The sequence below is a fragment of the Ancylomarina longa genome (genome assembly GCF_003996985.1).
Lineage (GTDB): Bacteria > Bacteroidota > Bacteroidia > Bacteroidales > Marinifilaceae > Ancylomarina_A > Ancylomarina_A longa.
Window position 1 is genome coordinate 479,935 of record NZ_RJJX01000001.1, and the last position, 18,821, is coordinate 498,755.

An 18,821-nucleotide genomic window follows, 5' to 3' on the forward strand; every position below is an offset into this window, starting at 1 on the left:
AATGTCAATGTTACATCATGCTGAACTCGTTTCAGCATCTATTACCATTCGTCATGCTGAACTTGTTTCAGTATCTCTCAACTTCACGTCATGCTGAACTTGTTTCAGTATCTCTCAACTTTTCGTCATGCTGAACTCGTTTCAGCATCTGTTTCATTAAATCCCTCACTCCCTAACGCGTAGCAATCGCTATAGCCGTAATTAAACTCGCCAATGTAGATGTAAAGGCTAACCATTTACTTGCATTCGCTGCCTTATCAACCTCTGGTTTTTCCGGAACAATAATCTCGCAACCCGGTTCAACCCTTGGGAAACGACGACCGAACAAGCCGGTGCGTGTTGCCTGAGTAGTACCATTGGCATAAAGCACATATACTTTCCCTTTTTTGGCTAACTGAGCAAAACCTCCACTTTTATTGATATAGTCTTTCACGCTTCTTTTTTCGGAATAGGTATGCGCCACCGGATTCAAAACAGCACCGGACACGCTAACCGTCTGCAATTTAGATGGCACCAACAGCTGATCCCCTGCCAGCAGTTGCAAATCCGCTCTTCCTCCCGGGTTTGCCATGATTTTTGGCAAATCAATTCCTACGATCTGATAGGATACCTTTTCCACCTCGTCTTCATTCATGGTGGTATCCTGAGCGGCAATTGCCAATTTAGCCTGATATTCTGCCTCGCTTAATTCTATTCTTCGGCGCAGGGAAGCTCCTTTCACATAAGCCTCCGGTGTAATGCCTCCTGCACGTTTGATTACATCAGATATTTTTTCATCCTTACGGATTACACCATAATCTCCTGCATATTTCACTTCCCCCTGCACGCTTACTACGCCTTGCGGACGATATCCCGGTGCACGGCGTACATATACTTTATCAAAAGCATTTAAAAGAAAGGATTCCCCTTTAGGATCTAATTTTAAATTACGATCGAGTCCGAACTGGAAAGTATGCAACAAGGCCTTGTTCAAATCTTCTGTTTCGGAATAATCCAGGACACGACTAACCTCAATACCCGATACCTCGGCATTTTCTTTGAATCCACCAGCCTGAAAGATGAGATCCCCAATTTTTAAATTTGCGGCCCAGGCATAAGTCCCTGGATATTGTACCTCACCAACAATCTCAACAGTTCTGGCCTCCCTCATATCAAAGATGGAGGAAATATGCACCATGTCCTCCTTCTGAAGAGCTACATCTGTTTTTCCATTTACCACATCGCGTACCGAAAAAGATATTGCTTCCAGACTTCGGTCTGCTTTCTTACGGGTGATCACGCCACGCTCCATAAAGGCCTCCTCCTTTAATCCTTCAGCTTTTGTGATTAATTGCGATAGGCTCATCCCTTTTATCATCTCATAATTACCCGGACGATAAACTGCTCCTTCAATACTGATTCTATTCTCGAATCGCGGGGTTACCACTCCTGCAACCAGAGAATCTCCATTCACCAAAGTGGTTGTTTCAAAATCTGCTGCTGTAACGCCCACAAAACTTAAGGTTCTGGAATTATTGCGATACAATTCCAAACGATGTGTATAGGCCTTATCCGTAAAGCCACCGGCATAGCGTAATAAATCGGATACAGACTCGCCATCCTTCGCCTCAAACAATCCTGTGCGCTTGAACTCCCCGGCAACAGCCACTCGTTTTAAATAAGGTCGAATCAACACCACATCCTGATCGCGCAATTGAATATTCTCTTGCGTTTTCCCATCAACAAGATAGGCATATACATCTACGGAGTTTATGGTCTTACCATCCCTGATGATATCAATCTGACGAAAGGAACCATTTTCATTGGGACCTCCTGCCAGGTATAAGGCATTAAATACAGAAGCAGTAGCTGGCAATGCATAAGTTCCAGGCACATTCACCTCTCCTATCACATTTACTTTTACCCCTTTTAGTGTACCCATGCTGATATCCGCAAAAGTATTGGGCTGATCCCCCTGCATACCATTATATATAGACACCAGGCGGTGCTTAATTTTTGTTTTTGCATTTGTAAAAGACAATCCGTAAACATATACAGGTCCCAAATCAGGAATTTGAATCGCTCCGTTTTTTTGTACCGTCAACAGGTAGGATTGTTGAGAAGCTCCATAAACGGATATATTTACCTCATCACCTATTCCCAGAGAATAGCTATCGGATACCGGTACATCAACACCAGGCTCAAAACTCAGATTTTTAGAATTGAAAAACTGAAAGCCAAATATGTTTTTATTTTTAGGACTTGCTTTAATAGTTTCTTTCTTAGACAGCTCCATCTCAGGCTGCAATGTCTTTTCTTGCATCTGGATCGTAGATGCTTTTGCCCCTCCATTATTCTTTATCTCGTTAATTCGTTGCACCATTTGGTCGATTTGCGACTGAGAAGCACCGCGAGCACGAGCCAAGGTCATGGCTTCCTCCATACTCATGCCATTCTTTTCCATTTCAGCAATCAAGCGTTCAATTTGGGCATCACTTAAAGCTTTTACATTTACTGTTGCCGGATTGATATTGGTATTTTGTGCATTTCCATTTATGCTGCAAAAAACAAGCATAAGACCAATAATAAAAGCATTCCGTACGGTTCGAATCATAATCTTTTAAAAAATAATAGATGATAAATCTGTTTACAAATCCTCATTTAATCCGTTCTGCTTTGACAAAACCCTAATTTTATTTTATCAAAGTTTTTTAAGCTAGCGCAAAAATAAAAAATGAATCTTCAAATCCCTAATTTATATTCTCTTTTCCGTTTGCTATTTAATAACATATTAGCAAACTTATTTTTGCGTTTGCAATAATAAGAACAATCAAGCTTTTTTCCGCCTGCCAAATGTGCCAAGTTGAAGAGGCTGATCCAAACATTAGGAAACAGCCTCTTGATAAATCATCATATATATAATTACATCACTTCAACATCTCCTTAAACTCTGTGATATCAATATCATTAAGTTTATCCTCTCCATTCACACTTTTCTTATCCAATTGCTCATAAATAGAATTCATTGATTTAAATTCAGGAACAATCTCTTTCATATGGGCGACAATCTTAAAATTATCATTTGTCTCCAAAAGTTCTGAAAAATGATTAATCATATGATCGACTTCTGCAGAATCATATCCCCTAACCTTAGCAACCATTATTCGTGGATGTTGGGTAGGTACAGTGTTTTCTTTCACGTTCAAAAGCTCTTCATACAACTTCTCTCCAGGTCTTAAACCTGTGTATTGAATTTGAATATCAGCACCAAGCTTTAAACCACTTAGTTTAATCATCTTGGAGGCCAGATCCGCAATCTTCACAGATTCCCCCATATCAAAAATGAATATTTTACCACCTTTTCCTATAGCACCTGCCTGCATTACCAATTGGCAAGCTTCCGGAATAGTCATAAAATAGCGGGTAATCTCAGGATGCGTTACTGTAACAGGTCCTCCCTTTTCAATCTGAGCTTTAAATCTTGGAATAACAGAACCATTTGATCCCAGAACGTTACCAAATCGGGTTGTAATAAAATGAGTCGGGCATCCCGGATAATTTAAAGTCTGGGTATAGATTTCAGCTATTCTCTTTGAAGCTCCCATAACATTTGTGGGATTTACCGCCTTATCCGTTGAAACCATTACGAATCGTTCCACACCATATTCGAGAGCTAAATCCGCAATGTTTTTTGTACCAAAAACATTCGTTTTAATAGATTCAGAGGGGTTATTCTCCATCATTGGTACATGCTTATATGCTGCGGCATGATAAACCAATTCAGGTTTAAAAGTCTCAAATAATTTTCGAGTTCTTCCCTTATCTCTTATATCTCCAATAACTATTTCAACATTAAAAAATTTCAACTCTTCCTTAAGAGAAAGTTCAATATCATACAAAGGAGATTCCGCCTGATCAAACAATACAATAAGCTTAGGACTAAACCTTGCAACCTGACGAACCATTTCACTCCCTATGGATCCTGCAGCTCCAGTTACCAAAACGATTTTTCCATTCACCTGTTGATTAATCTCTTCCCAATCTAATTTTATGGGATCCCTTTCCAGAAGATCTTCAATTTTTATTGCACGAATTTGTTTTACACTCAACTCTCCATTCACCCAACTTTCAAACTTTGGAACTTCCCAAACCTTTACATTATTATTGAGGCACTTTTCAACAATACACTGCTTCTCTTCCCTGCTTAAATCTTTTTTGGCAACAATAACTTTATCTACACGTGAATCAATAATCAATTTATCCAAGTCTTTCGAACCGAAAATCTTTATATTCTCCAGCTTATTTCCAATCTTTTTATTTTGATGATCAATAAAAGCTACAATTGTACTATTAACTTCACTACCACTATCAAGAGCATGTTTAGCCATAATCCCAAACTCATCGCTGCCATAGATTAAAACATTTTCCCTCAATCTGGAATACGTTAGATATTTATAATAAATCGCCTTGAAAATGATTCTACTACTTGTCATTAAAAATACAACAGAAATATATTCAATTATCAAGATTGAAAAGGGTATTAAAAAACCATTCTCATGAAATAAATAACTAACACCATTAATAGAAGCGAGAATAAAAGAGCCAATAAGAACTACGAGAAAAATTCTTTCTGCATCTTTAGAGCTAGTGTAACGTACAATTCCGGCATAAGTTCCTCCAAATAGAAAACACAGAGCGCGAACTCCAACAACTAATGGAATAATTAATTTTGCTGAATTAAAATTTATACTTTCGATATTGAAATTGAATCGAAGAACATAGGCTGCCGAGATGGAAACCAAACTAATTATTAAATCAATTATAAAAACAATCCATCTAGGTGTTGTTTGATCAAAAACATTGATTTTTAAAATTTTCATAGACATTTAATTGTAATTAATATAGTGTATGTCTTCTATAAAGTAAGGCAAGACAAAATTAGGTTCTTATTTTTCTAAAAACAACTGTCAAGTTTGCCAATTTTTAATTTTCATCAATTTTCCAGCATATTTCATGTGGTTTTTAAATGAATCTGCCATAAATCTGATATTAAAATATGATTGCAACACAAATAGAAGGTTGCGTCGTTGATAGAACAAATTTGAATTCACACTATCAAAATCTCCTCCATTAATCATGTGATATTTTACAATTTCATACTACAATAAATTATCCTCTTAAGTAGAATATACTTCTAAATATCTTATTGATTGCGACTAAACATCGACTATGGTAATTCTATATCAAAACAGTATTTTATTTGACAAGCTCCTATGAAAAAAAACTTAAAAGCGGTCAGGTCATTTATCGCTTTATGTTTTAATTCTTATACTAAACCAAACTAAAACCAATCTACCCTACTTACAGAAAATAAAAACATACTCAGATATTCAAAATATGGATCTATTTCTTGATAAAAAAAAGATCAACTCTTACGAATTGATCTTTGATTTATCTGCTAAGTAATGGTAAACCTATAAGCCGGGTTCTGTATTCTTCGAAAAGAACTTCTATCATTTATCTAGAACATTTGTTGCCAAATGCCTCAAGCAATCTACCCCCCGACATCGGCCGAGTAAGCCTAAAACTGCCGGTATACTTGATCTTGCAATACATAAGGTACACAGCTACCGATGTCGCCACCAGCACTGGTGAGCTCTTACCTCACCTTTTCACCCTTACCCGAAGGCGGTTATTTTCTGCTCTACTACTAAGATCTTTCGACCTTCTTCCCGTTAGGAAGTATGCTACTCTGTATTGCCCGGACTTTCCTCTCCTTTTTGCAAAGCAGCGATAGAACGGTTTACCGTCTGCAAAGATAGGAAACAAATTTAATCCTTCAGATAAATCTGAAGGCAATTAATAAATGAAGCTAAAGATGGAGGCAATTGGTGGATTGGTTGATTGGTCACTGGGGGATTGGAGGATTGGGGAATTGGGCACTAGACATTGGTGGATAATGTCCTACTGACCTTTGACCAAATGATTATTAACTATTAGTAGTTTTTTTTGATCCTATAGATCGAATATAAGCATTTAACATTTTAGCTATAACAATACTATCTGATTCAAGTTCTTTATATATTTTCTTTTCTATTAAGTTTCGGTCTACTGCTTTTTTTATCCAGTTTTGAGTCTCGTATAAGGAGCCTCTGGCATAAAATAAAAAATTTTTATTCTCTTTATAATGATATCTTCCATATCCTTCACATATATTGGCTGAAATGGAATCTGCAGATCTGGCTAATTGTTTACCAATAGTGGATTTTTCAAAATAATTCCATGTTGACACAATATTCCAAATTCTCTCCTCAAAAGAATAGGCCAACTGATACAACTTCAAATCCTTTAAACCAATCATACTTATATTTATAATAATCTTTACCGACCAATAGCCAAATGACAAATGACCATTAAGCACTGACTATTGTCTAATGACCATTGACCACAACCTAGCATATTATAACTTTACGATAAAGGCATCGGGGAAACCCTTTTTGCGAACATCTCTTAATTCTCTGCGACAAACCCAATAATTGTCATAGTCACCATAAAGAAAGCGATACAATCCATCCTGCTGATCAAAAGTGCGGGATACTTCTAAATTAAAGCGGGAAATACTCAGACCAGATTTACTGGCAAAAACCTGAATACTATAATGTTTAGCTGCAGCAGGAGACAATTTACCTTCCTGAATGATTTCTTTTTTCGGGTTTTGTATCCTTGCACGATCAAAACCTAAATCTTTTAATTTCTGAACCGCTTCCTCTGCCAAAGCCTTATCGTCATATGGCCCTAATTCAATCAAATAAACAGGTTTTTTTGTGAACTTTAACTGGGACAAATCATAGTAGTAATCATGATACTCTTTGCCTCTCATTTTTCGTCCCATATTATTGCCAGAATTCTGTGAAATTGATTTCTGCCCGACTTTGGCAACATGGAGATTTCCCAGCTTCCCCTTATTGAAAACCAACACTCTCGCGTTCTTGTATTTGGTACTTAATTCCTTCTTCATATAAGCCTCTGCATCGGCAACATCTTCAAAACGCCCAAATAAATAATAAAAAGCGCCATCCTGCTTTAAAGCTTTCACATCCTGTAAAGGTGCAAATTGATTGGCATTGTATAAAGATTCACTTTTTTGTAATAGGATGGTATAAAAATAGGAGGTGGCCACATTATTTAGTTTTCCTATGGCTATCTCCGCCTCTCCCTTCAGCCTAGCTTTCTTCTTGGTAAGCTTCTTCTTATCCTGATCTTGCTGTTCCCCGGACATTAAATCTTCAATTTCATCAGAGGGAAATTCCGCATTCAAATCTACTATGCGAGCTTCGGGATAGCCCATTTCCTGTATTTCTTTATTCAATTCCTCTGCATCCTCTTTCGACTTTGTGACTCCAGACAAATAATGATATTCGCCATCGCTCCCCGTTAATTCCAATACATCTTTTATATTTTCGAAATAATCGGTATAAACCGGATACTTATATTTGGCAATCTCCACCGCGTAAGAAATCCCATCGGAGGAGGAGTCTGAAAAATTAATATCAAAATAAGGAGAAAAGAAACCAATGGTTCCTGCGGATAAAAGTATACAAATCAGAAAGTAAATATTTCTCATAATAGATTAGTAGGGCAGAGATTAGTTATCAATTTTATCAATAGTAAATATAATAAATTCCTTAAGGATAGAAAATAAATTCTTTAAAAGACGGTCAAGTATTGACAAAATAGATAAAAGTTGAATTAGAGAACGAAAATTAACTCTACTCTTCTGTTTTCCCGCTGCTTTATTTCGGGGCAATCTACCCCGTCACTGCATCCATTCACAATAAACTTCTCCCCGTAAGCATGAACTTGTATTTTTTCCGCTTCTATTCCTTTACTAATGAGATAATCTTTGGTTTTATTAGCACGGAATAAAGAAAGCTTCCTATTTATATTTGAACTCCCTTTGGCATCCGAATGTCCGTTAATCCGAATCTTTAAATTGGGATGCTGATGCCAAAAGTTGGCGAAACGGTCGAGTACAATTCTGGATGAATCACTTAATTGGTTCGCATTGACATTAAAATAAATATTACTAAAAATAATTTTCTTATCCGGATAAGCGATTGGTTTTAATACTGTTGTGAATTTATTAACATTTGGAATCTTACTTAGAAGTACTTCTATCTGCTCCCCTTCTTTTTTAGGACTGAATATTCTTGTAAGGTTGGCATATCCTGATTTGCCAACTTCTATCTGGTACAAAACACCACGATCCACATCTGCTTGAATCACTGTAAAACGGTAAACACCATTTCCCTTATCCCCCGGTAATATTCTCACATCCTTATTGGTAACTGTATTTTTTAAAGACACCTGAGCGCCAGTTACAGGCTTTTTACTGTCCTTGTCTTTCAAAGCAAATTGAATCCTCCCCTTTTCCTGAACCTCAATACGATAAATTTTATCTCTCAGCTTATCTTCGACATCCGACACAATTAATCTGCCAGAGGAATCAGAATAGTCGATAACTGAAAAATCATTACCCGAAGAATTATAGCGATAGCCTGCATTTTTCACAGCTCCCCAATTTCCTGAAGGACTCTTCGCTGCATAAAAAAGATCTAATTTTCCATAACCCACCTTTCCATCCGAAGCAAACCACAAATTCCCATCCTTTAGAACACGAGGAAAAACTTCGTCGCCATTGGTATTGATTGCCTTCCCCAAGCGTATTGGTTTTGACCAGGCATTTCCACGCCGATAGGTCATATAAATATCCATTCCTCCTTCTCCTCCGGGCTGATTCGAGGAAAAATACATAATCTTACCATCTGGAGAAAGAGCCGGATAAGCACAGGAAAACTTTCGGCTATTAAAAGAAAGCAGACTTTTGGCTTGCCATTCCCCTTTTCGTTGTACTGCCTCTACAATTTCCATTTGCTGCTTCCCCTTGCGTTGATACCAACGGGTATAATACAGATTTTTCCCATCAGCACTCCAACAAAGTGCACCAATATTACTGGAAGGATCTAAATTGGGAGCATAAAGCTTTGGTTTCGATTTTTGCGGATTCTCCGGATCATACTCATACAACTGACAGGTGCTATTTCCAGGCATCTTTCGGGATCTTCTATCTGAAAATAGAATTCCATCAGAGTTTTGTGAAATTCCCAGACACTTTCCTTGCGGATGCAAGTCCAGCTCCTCTCGACGGAAGTCTGTTTGTTTTATTTTTCCCGCTGCTATTTTCTTAATTGCAAGTATTCTCGCATTCACAAGATCGGCAGGAGCACCCAAAGATTTGGCTCTTTCACTAAAAAGAATTGCTACTTCAAAGTTAGAATGCTCCATTTGAATCTGGGAAAGTGCCAAAAGATCTTGATATGTTTTCTCTTCTTCAAGTATTTTCTGGTAATATTTTTCGGATTGATCAAATTCTTTCAGAGCAAAATAAGCCAAGGCCATCTTTCTAAAAACCGCAGTGTTCAATATCTTGACCTGATGATAATTCGCAATTGCCTCTGGATAATCCGACTTGGCGAAAGCCTTATCTCCTCTATGTGAAAAACGGTTCTGACCACTTAAGGAAAGGCTAACAAAAATAAAACAAAATAATATTGAAATCCTGGATATCATATCTTTAGTCTATATTAGTATAAACATAAATAAAAATAAAACTTTTTTACCTAAATATCAAAACCAATTTGTATCTCTACATCATTCTTGCGTCGGTGGTAAAAAAAGGATATCCCAATTAACTTGAGTTCGATTAAAAAAGTCAATTGTAAAAGAAGCGACATTTGCAGGCCTGATTTAGATAAAATTACACTGATGTCCGGTTAAATTGTATTCTACTAAATTTCCTGTCGTACCTACGGTACTTATTGTTTTTCAAGAAATTGATATCTACCATACTTTCATCCCTCCGGGATTATTTTTAGCTCCCTTAGGAGCGATAGTATGGTAGAAACAAGTTCGTAACAATAAAAAGAGCCCCGTAGGTGGCGATACAATTTTAAAACCTAATATTATTATCTTTACCTACCTCTGTCTGAATTTTAATCGGTCAGTAGTGATAAAATTAGTTAAAATTAAACTTATCCATAAAATCTGAAAAGCAACTCCACTAATTAAACTGGTATAAAAGAAAAATTTACGACAGTAATCCTAAAATACAGAAAACACCTTAAACCATTGCATACGATCAACTTATTTAAGTATAGTAGCATCACACACAACAGAATCATATTATTACTACAGAGAAACAGAACTATAACTTAATAAACGAAGATCGCCTTTATATTACAAGCATTTATCACGATCTCATCAACAAAGAACTATCCCCATAACTAAGAAAACGAAAATCATTTTGAAGCGCATACTGGTAAATCTTTTTCCAATCCTCCCCTACCAGAGCAGAAATTAACAACAATAAGGTACTTTTAGGTTGGTGAAAATTAGTGACTAGTCCCGATATGACTTTAAAATCGTAGCCCGGAGCAATGATAATTTGAGTAGCCGCATTAAACAAACTCAATTCATGTTGCTGCATATACTTGCAAATCGCTTGGTAGGCTTCCTGATAATTATAAAATTGAGGAAGTTGGTAGGCTTCCCATTGTTTTAGAAGATTCGGATTTTCTACATTACACAATAGCTTAACTCCCATCCAATACAAACTCTCCAAACTCCTTACAGAGGTGGTACCTACTGCAATAATTTTATGCTGACATTCCGATAGGGAAACAAGCGTTTTCAAGTCAACCTGAATGTGCTCGGTATGCATTTCATGCTCCCCAATATTCTCGGCTTTTACCGGCTTAAAGGTTCCTGCTCCTACATGTAAAGTCAATTCCTCTCGGAAAATTCCTTTTCCACCCAACTCGGCAAGTACCTCTTCCGTAAAATGCAATCCTGCTGTCGGAGCTGCTACAGATCCTTCGAACTTAGAATAAACCGTCTGATAACGAATGGTATCCGAATCTTCGGAGTCCCTATTTAAATAGGGAGGAATAGGAATTTTACCTGTTTGATCTAAGACTTCTCCAAAACTTAAATCAATAGGGTCCCAGGAAAATTGCACTTCATGTGCCCCATCAACTTGTGATAAACGTTCCGCTCTAAGATGATAAGTTTTTCCATCCACATAAAAGGGCATTTTCAGAACACCAGTCTTCCACTTGCGCAAATTCCCAACGATACATTTCCAGCTCGATCGGGTTTGTGCTTGAAAAGCCAGATTATAATCCGCAGGGTTTAAAGGTTCTAAACAAAAAATCTCCACTCTGGCTCCCGTATCTTTATAAAATATCAATCGCGCCTGAATAACTTTTGTATTATTGAAAACCATGCTGCAGTTTGCCTCAATATGCTGTGAAAGCGATTGAAAAACAGCCTCCTTTATTTCCCCGTTCTTATAAATCAGTAATTTTGAAAGATCGCGGTTCTGTAATGGATATTTGGCAATTCTCTCCTCGGGCAAATCATAGGTAAATTCTTTTATTTGGATTTGCTGTGCCTTCAAGCTTTTCATCTCTGTAGATTCTGTCATCATGCTTCTTCTCTAAGCCACTGTATTCTTGCGTGGGTTTCTTATTTTGATCGGCAAAATTAGTTAACTTTGTCGGAAATTGAAAAAATGCAGTCTAATTCTAAGCACCTACTGGAAAATGTAAGAGATTCCAGATATCGAATTGGATAAAAAAATAAAACATATGCAAATAAATATTGGAGATAAGGTTCGCTATTTAAACGAAACCGGAGGAGGAATCGTCACTCGCCTTTTGGATGCGAACACCGTGATGGTTCTGAATGAAGAAGATGAATTCGAAATTCCTACTCTAAAGAAAAATCTGGTTGTGATTGAATCTGCCGGAGGCACAAGTCAACCAAAGAGGGAAAGTAACTTTCCACAAAGTAATTCCTTAGTCTCTAAACAATCCTCTGCGAAACCCCTGTTTGTGGAAAAAGAAGATGTTTATATGGCTTTTGTTCCTAAGGAAGGATATGCTGTAACAGACAGTCCGATGGAACTTTATCTGATTAATGACACCAAACAAGTATTGCTATATGGATTTTTTGATGAAATAGAAGGCAAATTACAGGGAAGAACAGCTGGAAATCTGGATCCCAACTCCAAGATCATGATTCGTGAATATGAGCGACAAGAACTCCACGAACTATCGACCTGCACCTTTCAAATTCTATTTTACCAGCAAGGTGATTTTCAGATTAAAAAACCTTTAGAGAAAAACATTAAGATTCAAGCGGTTAAATTTCATAAAGACAGTAGTTTTCAGGAAACTGCTTATTTTCATGAGAATGTAATCCTATATAAGCTGAGTACTTCAGCCATAGATCAGCAAATGGAAGATCTGAGCCAAAAGGAAATAAAACAGATTATCCGCGAAAAAGAAGCTTCTGATACAGGTAGGAAACCACAAAACAAGCAAAATTTAAGTAGCGCTATTTTAGAGGTAGATCTACATATTAATGCATTAATCGATTCGGTTACCGGATTGTCTAACGCAGATATTTTAGAATATCAACTCAACAAGTTCCATGAAATAATGCGGGAGTATCAACAAGAAAAAGGGAAGAAAATTGTGTTTATTCATGGAATAGGGAATGGTACCTTAAAGAAAAAGCTTCATGATGAATTACATCGAAAATATCGTAAACATTACCAACAGGATGCTTCCTTTAAGGAATATGGTTGGGGTGCAACCATGGTAACTATTAGATAACTTCCTATTGAAATTATACAATTAAAACTAATCTTGTACGGTGAATTTGTAAACAGAACCCTCCTGAAGAATTAATCAATCCTTTTAATTTTTGATAAAATCAGGTTTGCCTGTTTACAGGTTCCCCTCTGTTTAAATCAACCTTTACTCCGATAAGTCTATTTTTTTGGATTATTTAGTAAAAATAAAGTTAAGGTACATCAAACCTTTAACTCCATGATACAGGCAAGAATCACTAATACTTTAATATCCCAAAAAGGATTTTATAGGTTCAAAGCAAGCGAGAAAAGCCAAAAAGCCTAAAGATGCAATTACGATTCCGGAAATTTTATTAATCCAAAACAATTGCTTTAATCTAAATTTACGACGAAATGCATTGATGATAGTCGATAAAGTGTACCACCACAAACTACCGCCAATCAAAACTCCCAGTATCAGAAATAGTTCAATGCGGACGGTAGGGTTATTGCCAAAAATAGAAGCTCCGGCGAATACTGCTACAAATACGAAAACAGCAATAGGATTGGAAACAGTCAAGAAAAAGATGGAAAGAAAATCTCCCAGCAAACCTTTTTTGCCCGATCGCTTTGCTCCCCTTATCTGCTTAATAGGATTGGTAAGAAAGATCCTCATCCCTACGTACACTAGAAATATACTCCCGATTAATTGAAGATAAAACTCTTGCGTTTTGATGAAATTAATTACGATACCCAATCCAAATGCAGCAACCGTGGCATAAAACATATCTGCAATAGCAGCGCCTAAACCAGATATAAAACCAGCTAGTCTCCCTTTGTGTATGGTCTTTTGAATAATAATTACACCAATTGGCCCCAACGGAATGGATACCATTAGCCCAACTATTATTCCCTTAAAAATATATTGAAAATCCAAATGATTATCTTTTTCTGTGAGCAAATTTGATTCGCAAAGTTCGGAAAATATCTATTAAAAGTCCATATCATCAGACGAAAATCTTTGAAGAATTGTGTCATCATTAATTTCCTTTGATAAAGATTCAATTACCTTCATGGGAACATCAAAAAGATCTAACACAAGAAGGCCATCCAAACAATCATTAAAATTAGGATCGATATTAAATCCTACAATCCTTGCATTCAAGGATATATACTTTTTCAACAATACTGGTAATTTATCATTAGTAATTTCAAAATCACCTATAATCTTGTCCAGTTTATTAATATCATTTTTCGCAGTTTCAAGCAGGATTTCAATATCTAAATCCTTAATCTTCACCTTAAACTTCTTTCTCGATTTGATATGTTGTCCTATTTCATAATTAAAGTAGTTCGCCATAATAAATTTAATAATCAAATCCTTAGACAGATTTGAATATTTATTACTGATACTCACTGGTCCAATTAAATATCTCGATTCCGGATTTTTCAGGAGAAAATATAAAATCCCTTTCCACAAAAGAAACAAAGGCATGGGCTTGCGCTGATATTCTTTCACAATGAAGGAACGTCCTAATTCCAATGATTGGCTTAAAACAGGTTGGAACTCTTTACTCATCCGGAAAAGACTATGCAAATAAAACCCTCTCAAGCCATATCCTTCCAATATTTCTTTTCCCTTTCCAACGCGATATGCCCCAACAATTTTATGCTGTTCTTCGTCCCAAATAAAAAGTTGATGGTAATATAAATCATATTCATCCACATCGATACTCTGGTTGGTACCTTCGCCTACTTCACGAAAAGTAATCTCCCGTAATCGACCAATCTCGGTTAATATATTTGGTAATTTGGCTGAAGGAGCACAATACACCACATAACCTCTACTCTTAAAAAGAAGGTGTTCCGGATCCAGACCTTCCACTTCAGCACGAATCACATCAGGATCAATCGGAGCAACGATATCCTCCTTCTTCTCTGTTTTCTTTTTCCGTTTAAACTGATAAAATTTTTTCACCTCTATTGGAGTTCCCAGCATATATGTTTTTGCCCTAAGAAAACGTCCATACTGATTAATATCTGTAAATTCCTTTTGATCCTTCACAGAGATTGGATTTCCAATCCTAATACGAACAACTTTATTTTTCTTATTTAAAAGCTCTGATGGTAGTTTTACGGTACGTAAACTTGGATGAATCATTCCTAACAAATGAAATATCAAACTATTACTACCCTGAAAATAAATAGGTATTACGGGCACTTCTGCCTTTTTGATAAACTTTAAGATGGAAGGCATCCATTGCTTATCGGTAATATTATGTGTTTGAGTTTGATAGGAAGAAACCTCTCCTGCCGGGAAAATGCCAAGCGGCTTATCATCACTTAAATGACGAAAAGCTTCCTTTAATCCACCAGTGCTTGAAGCTGCATTTTTACGATCTTCAAAAGGATTCACCCCCAAAAAAGAATTTTCAAGGGGTTTTATTTTTTTCAATAAAAAATTAGCCATAGCCTTAAAATCCGACCGCACCAAACTCATTAATTTTATCAGAATAATACCATCAATTCCACCAAAAGGATGATTAGAAATACTTATAAAAGCTCCATCCTTCGGTATTCTTTTCAGCTCTTCCTCATCGAATTCGAATTTTAATCCCAATTCATCAATTAAAGCATCAATAAAATCAATTCCATCCTTACAACAATTTGCAGAGTAAAGATCATTTAACTTATTCAACTTTAATATATACATCAGTAATTTAGCGAAGCTTTCCCCCCCCAACCAATTCAAACTCTCACTCGCCTTTAGTAAATCTTTCGGATCAACTAACTTCATATTTAAATAAATTTCTTAATAAATACTGTCCTGATTCACCTCAGTAACAGGATAATATATTAACTTTTTTACCAGTAGTAAAAACGCTTTTTATCTTTCCAGCAAACTCTGCATTGCCTTAGTCATATAATATTTGCCATTAATTTAGCTCATTGACGAAAACCTAAATAGATAATTCATTTTCTTCTTACAAAGCATATTAAAGTAAATGGGCAATTACACAACTTAATACATCAATTCATTCGAGTAAAAATAGTATTATTTCTTCACAGTAAAGATACTACCACATCTTATTCCCAAATTGTTTTTTAAGTATTTTTGAATTGAAATAGACCTACCTGATTATAAGAAAATTAGCATCACATAAAAATATTTTAATCTTAAAGATGTTAGCAAAATTACAAGAAGATCACTTGCAAAAGCCTATATACTTTGATCCACCCAATTCCCTTCTTTCAAAATATGAATAGTTTTAAAACCAATTTGTTTCAATCTACCTAAAGCATAATCAAACCCTAAGAGTAATTCGTCGGGATGATGCGCATCTGAACTTATCGTTACCGGAATATTTCGCTTACAGCATTCTTTCAGAAAAAAACCATCCGGAAAAAGATCTGGGGTTTTTTTCTTATACAGCCCTCTGGTATTCAATTCAACTATTGTATGTGATTTCTCCACTACATCCAGGCATTCCCTAACCAAATTTCGATACCAGCTCTCCTCTTCCGTGAAAAACCGAGATTTATTATTCATCTTCACCTTATCGATATGTCCAATAATATCCGGCTTTTGAGTTTCAATCATTTCTATCAATTGATGAAAGTAGGCTCGAACAGCCTCCTGAATATTCCCACCGAACAAATTGTTCAGACCATTAATATAATTGGAGTCCGGACCATCTAAAAACCACAACTCCTCCTCTGATTTTCCTTTCACCAGATGAACAGAGCCTATCGTGTAGTCCAAATCGAGTTCCTTTTTCCAATCCTTAAAAGATCTGGTAATTCCTGGAATATAATCTATTTCCAGCGAGCGATAGATATCTATCTTTCCAGTAAATTTTTCTTTTAAAGAACGAATCTCCTCATTATATCTATTTATATCCTTGTCAGGCATACTCCATCTGACAGGATAATTTAGCGGTGCATGAGAAGAAAACCCAATAGCTTTCATACCAAGACTTATAGCTTTAAGCACATAATCTTCTGGTGCTAGCTTACCATCACAATAGTTAGAATGAGTATGATAAGAAAAATAATCCATACATAAATTAAAAATGGGGTTTCTGTATTTTTATGTTGTGCAAATATAGGAGAAGCAATTGAATATACAAACCGCATCTCCGCTGGGATTTCTGTAAAAGATATACCTTCTTTAAAATGTTTTTAAATAATCCTATCTTTGCAGTAATTTCTAAAGATATGACAGAAAAAATAAATACCCTATATAATCAGTGGCTACCAACCTCTGCCAAAGAAGTAAAAGAAAGAGCTTGGGACGAATTAGATGTGATCCTTTTTAGTGGAGATGCTTACGTGGATCACCCCGCATTTGGTGCTGCTGTAATTGGTCGGATTCTGGAAAAAAACGGATTAAAAGTGGCTATTGTTCCCCAACCAAATTGGCGGGATGACTTACGGGATTTTAAGAAATTAGGGCAACCAAAATTATTCTTCGGCATTACAGCTGGAAATATGGATTCTATGGTGAATCATTATACTGCCAATAGAAGACTGCGCCATGAAGACGCCTATACTCCAGGTGGACAGCATGGTTTTCGTCCTGACAAACCCACTATCGTTTATTCCCAAATATTAAAGAAACTTTATCCCGACACTCCTATTCTAATTGGTGGGATTGAGGCCTCTCTGCGACGTCTTACACATTACGATTATTGGGAAGATCAATTAAAACCAAGTATTCTTTGTGATTCTAATGCGGATATGCTAGTTTATGGAATGGGAGAAAAACCTTTACTGGAAATCGTTCGTTTGTTAAAGAAAGGAGTTCCTTTCTCTTCCTTAACGAATATTCCACAGACATCCTTTTTGATGGGAAAAGAGGAACAATACGCTACCAAAAAACAATGGCAAAGCCAGGAACTTTTCTCGCACGAAGATTGCCTTTCTGATAAAAAGAAATTTGCAAGTAATTTCCGATATATTGAAATGGAATCGAATGCCATGATGGCAAAAAAACTAATCCAGGAATATGAGGATAAGCAAATCATCGTCAACCCACCCTTTCTCGTGATGAACGAGAAGGAAATGGACGAGGTTTATGATTTACCTTACACCCGTTTGCCTCATCCGCGTTACAAGAATAAAACAATTCCTGCATTCGAGATGATTAAATTTTCTGTCAACATGCATCGGGGATGTTTTGGTGGATGTTCTTTCTGTACGATTTCTGCTCATCAAGGTAAATTCATCGCCAACCGATCTGAAAAATCCATATTAAAAGAAGTGGAGTACATCACAAAGATGCCTGATTTTAAGGGTTATCTAACGGATCTTGGAGGACCTTCCGCAAACATGTATCAAATGAAAGGTATATTTGAATCCATTTGTAACACTTGTCGCCGTCCATCCTGTATTCATCCTGATGTTTGTCCGAATTTAAATACCAACCATAAGGCTATGTTGGATATCTATAAAAAGGTAGATCGGATTCCTGGAGTAAAGAAATCATTTATAGGTAGTGGCATCAGATATGATCTAATCCTTCACCAAACAAAAGATCCCGAGATAAACAAAACCAATAGGGAGTATGCCGTAGAATTAATTAAAAATCACGTTTCGGGCCGATTGAAAGTTGCACCTGAACATACTTCGGACGAAGTACTTAAAATGATGAGAAAACCGTCCTTTAAACTATTCTACGAGCTCAAAGCTCTTTTCGATGAAATCAATAAGAAGGAAGGTACAAAACAACAATTAATTCCGTATTTTATTTCCAGTCATCCTGGAAGCCATAGTGCCGACATGGCGGATCTGGCCGTTAAAACAAAGGAATTAGATTTTAAATTAGAACAGGTTCAGGATTTTACTCCTACTCCAATGACGGTTGCAACGGTAATCTATTATTCCGGTTATCATCCTTATACGCTTAAAAAAGTATATACCGCAAAGACTAAAAAAGAAAAACTATCCCAACGAAAGTTCCTTTTTTGGTATAAGAAAGAGTATCGCGATGCCATTAAGAAGGAGCTAATTAAGATGGGGAAAAAAGATTTGCTCCCTAAGCTTTTTGGGTAGTTGGACAAAAAGATACTTTCCCTAATCATATAATTATTGACTTTAATGGGCATATCTTTTATTATTCATGGATATTAATTACATTAGAAAA

The 18,821-nt window shown here is 36.4% G+C and carries 11 protein-coding genes and 1 other RNA gene; 2 read left to right on the forward strand and 10 right to left on the reverse strand.

Annotated elements, in window-relative coordinates; genetic code table 11:
• Window positions 1-172: 172 nt before the first annotated feature.
• The 7 genes from DLK05_RS01875 to DLK05_RS01905 all read right to left on the reverse strand — a co-directional run bounded on the left by DLK05_RS01875 (window position 173) and on the right by DLK05_RS01905 (window position 11,524).
• Window positions 173-2,593, reverse strand: coding sequence for an SLBB domain-containing protein (locus DLK05_RS01875; RefSeq protein WP_127342275.1), 2,421 nt, complete (start codon window positions 2,591-2,593; stop codon window positions 173-175).
• 313 nt (window positions 2,594-2,906) lie between these two features.
• Entirely contained in the window at window positions 2,907-4,859 is a 1,953-nt protein-coding gene (locus tag DLK05_RS01880; RefSeq protein WP_127342276.1) for a polysaccharide biosynthesis protein, read from the reverse strand.
• 581 nt (window positions 4,860-5,440) lie between these two features.
• Window positions 5,441-5,789: RNase P RNA component class A (gene rnpB, locus DLK05_RS01885), an RNA gene on the reverse strand.
• 179 nt (window positions 5,790-5,968) lie between these two features.
• Entirely contained in the window at window positions 5,969-6,340 is a 372-nt protein-coding gene (locus DLK05_RS01890) for a four helix bundle protein (protein ID WP_127342277.1), read from the reverse strand.
• A gap of 99 nt (window positions 6,341-6,439) precedes the next feature.
• The gene (locus tag DLK05_RS01895; protein WP_127342278.1) at window positions 6,440-7,603 is read right to left on the reverse strand and encodes a hypothetical protein; all 1,164 of its coding nucleotides are present in this window, start codon (window positions 7,601-7,603) and stop codon (window positions 6,440-6,442) included.
• Window positions 7,604-7,728: 125 nt separating this feature from the next.
• Window positions 7,729-9,609, reverse strand: coding sequence for an OmpA family protein (locus tag DLK05_RS01900; protein WP_127342279.1), 1,881 nt, complete (start codon window positions 9,607-9,609; stop codon window positions 7,729-7,731).
• A 679-nt stretch (window positions 9,610-10,288) separates the two neighbouring features.
• The gene (locus tag DLK05_RS01905) at window positions 10,289-11,524 is read right to left on the reverse strand and encodes an S-adenosylmethionine:tRNA ribosyltransferase-isomerase (protein WP_235831939.1); all 1,236 of its coding nucleotides are present in this window, start codon (window positions 11,522-11,524) and stop codon (window positions 10,289-10,291) included.
• A 163-nt stretch (window positions 11,525-11,687) separates the two neighbouring features.
• Between DLK05_RS01905 and DLK05_RS01910 the strand changes: the two genes are divergently transcribed.
• Complete coding sequence (locus DLK05_RS01910) at window positions 11,688-12,719, forward strand: DUF2027 domain-containing protein (protein ID WP_127342280.1); 1,032 nt, start codon at window positions 11,688-11,690, stop codon at window positions 12,717-12,719.
• A 243-nt stretch (window positions 12,720-12,962) separates the two neighbouring features.
• On the opposite strand, the gene DLK05_RS01915 is transcribed toward DLK05_RS01910, so the two are convergent.
• The 3 genes from DLK05_RS01915 to DLK05_RS01925 form a co-directional block, all read right to left on the reverse strand.
• Window positions 12,963-13,613, reverse strand: a complete 651-nt coding sequence (locus DLK05_RS01915; protein WP_209319656.1) for a LysE family translocator — start codon at window positions 13,611-13,613, stop codon at window positions 12,963-12,965.
• 54 nt (window positions 13,614-13,667) lie between these two features.
• On the reverse strand, window positions 13,668-15,473 hold the full coding sequence (locus tag DLK05_RS01920; RefSeq protein ID WP_127342281.1) for a bifunctional lysophospholipid acyltransferase family protein/GNAT family N-acetyltransferase: 1,806 nt from the start codon (window positions 15,471-15,473) through the stop codon (window positions 13,668-13,670).
• Between the two features lie 423 nt (window positions 15,474-15,896).
• Window positions 15,897-16,736 carry a histidinol-phosphatase gene (locus DLK05_RS01925; protein ID WP_127342282.1) on the reverse strand — a complete coding sequence of 280 codons (840 nt, stop codon included), beginning with the start codon at window positions 16,734-16,736 and terminating at the stop codon, window positions 15,897-15,899.
• A 158-nt stretch (window positions 16,737-16,894) separates the two neighbouring features.
• Here DLK05_RS01925 and DLK05_RS01930 point away from each other — a divergent pair, with 158 nt between their 5' ends.
• The gene (locus tag DLK05_RS01930; RefSeq protein ID WP_127342283.1) at window positions 16,895-18,730 is read left to right on the forward strand and encodes a YgiQ family radical SAM protein; all 1,836 of its coding nucleotides are present in this window, start codon (window positions 16,895-16,897) and stop codon (window positions 18,728-18,730) included.
• Window positions 18,731-18,821 lie beyond the last annotated feature (91 nt).

Coding starts and splice junctions, on each gene's coding strand:
- DLK05_RS01890 (WP_127342277.1), bottom strand. CDS start 6,340: ATGATTGGTTTAAAGGATTTGAAGTTGTATCAGTTGGCCTATTCTTTT.
- DLK05_RS01895 (WP_127342278.1), bottom strand. CDS start 7,603: ATGAGAAATATTTACTTTCTGATTTGTATACTTTTATCCGCAGGAACC.
- DLK05_RS01900 (WP_127342279.1), bottom strand. CDS start 9,609: ATGATATCCAGGATTTCAATATTATTTTGTTTTATTTTTGTTAGCCTT.
- DLK05_RS01925 (WP_127342282.1), bottom strand. CDS start 16,736: ATGGATTATTTTTCTTATCATACTCATTCTAACTATTGTGATGGTAAG.
- DLK05_RS01930 (WP_127342283.1), top strand. CDS start 16,895: ATGACAGAAAAAATAAATACCCTATATAATCAGTGGCTACCAACCTCT.
- DLK05_RS01905 (WP_235831939.1), bottom strand. CDS start 11,524: ATGACAGAATCTACAGAGATGAAAAGCTTGAAGGCACAGCAAATCCAA.
- DLK05_RS01910 (WP_127342280.1), top strand. CDS start 11,688: ATGCAAATAAATATTGGAGATAAGGTTCGCTATTTAAACGAAACCGGA.
- DLK05_RS01875 (WP_127342275.1), bottom strand. CDS start 2,593: ATGATTCGAACCGTACGGAATGCTTTTATTATTGGTCTTATGCTTGTT.
- DLK05_RS01920 (WP_127342281.1), bottom strand. CDS start 15,473: ATGAAGTTAGTTGATCCGAAAGATTTACTAAAGGCGAGTGAGAGTTTG.
- DLK05_RS01880 (WP_127342276.1), bottom strand. CDS start 4,859: ATGAAAATTTTAAAAATCAATGTTTTTGATCAAACAACACCTAGATGG.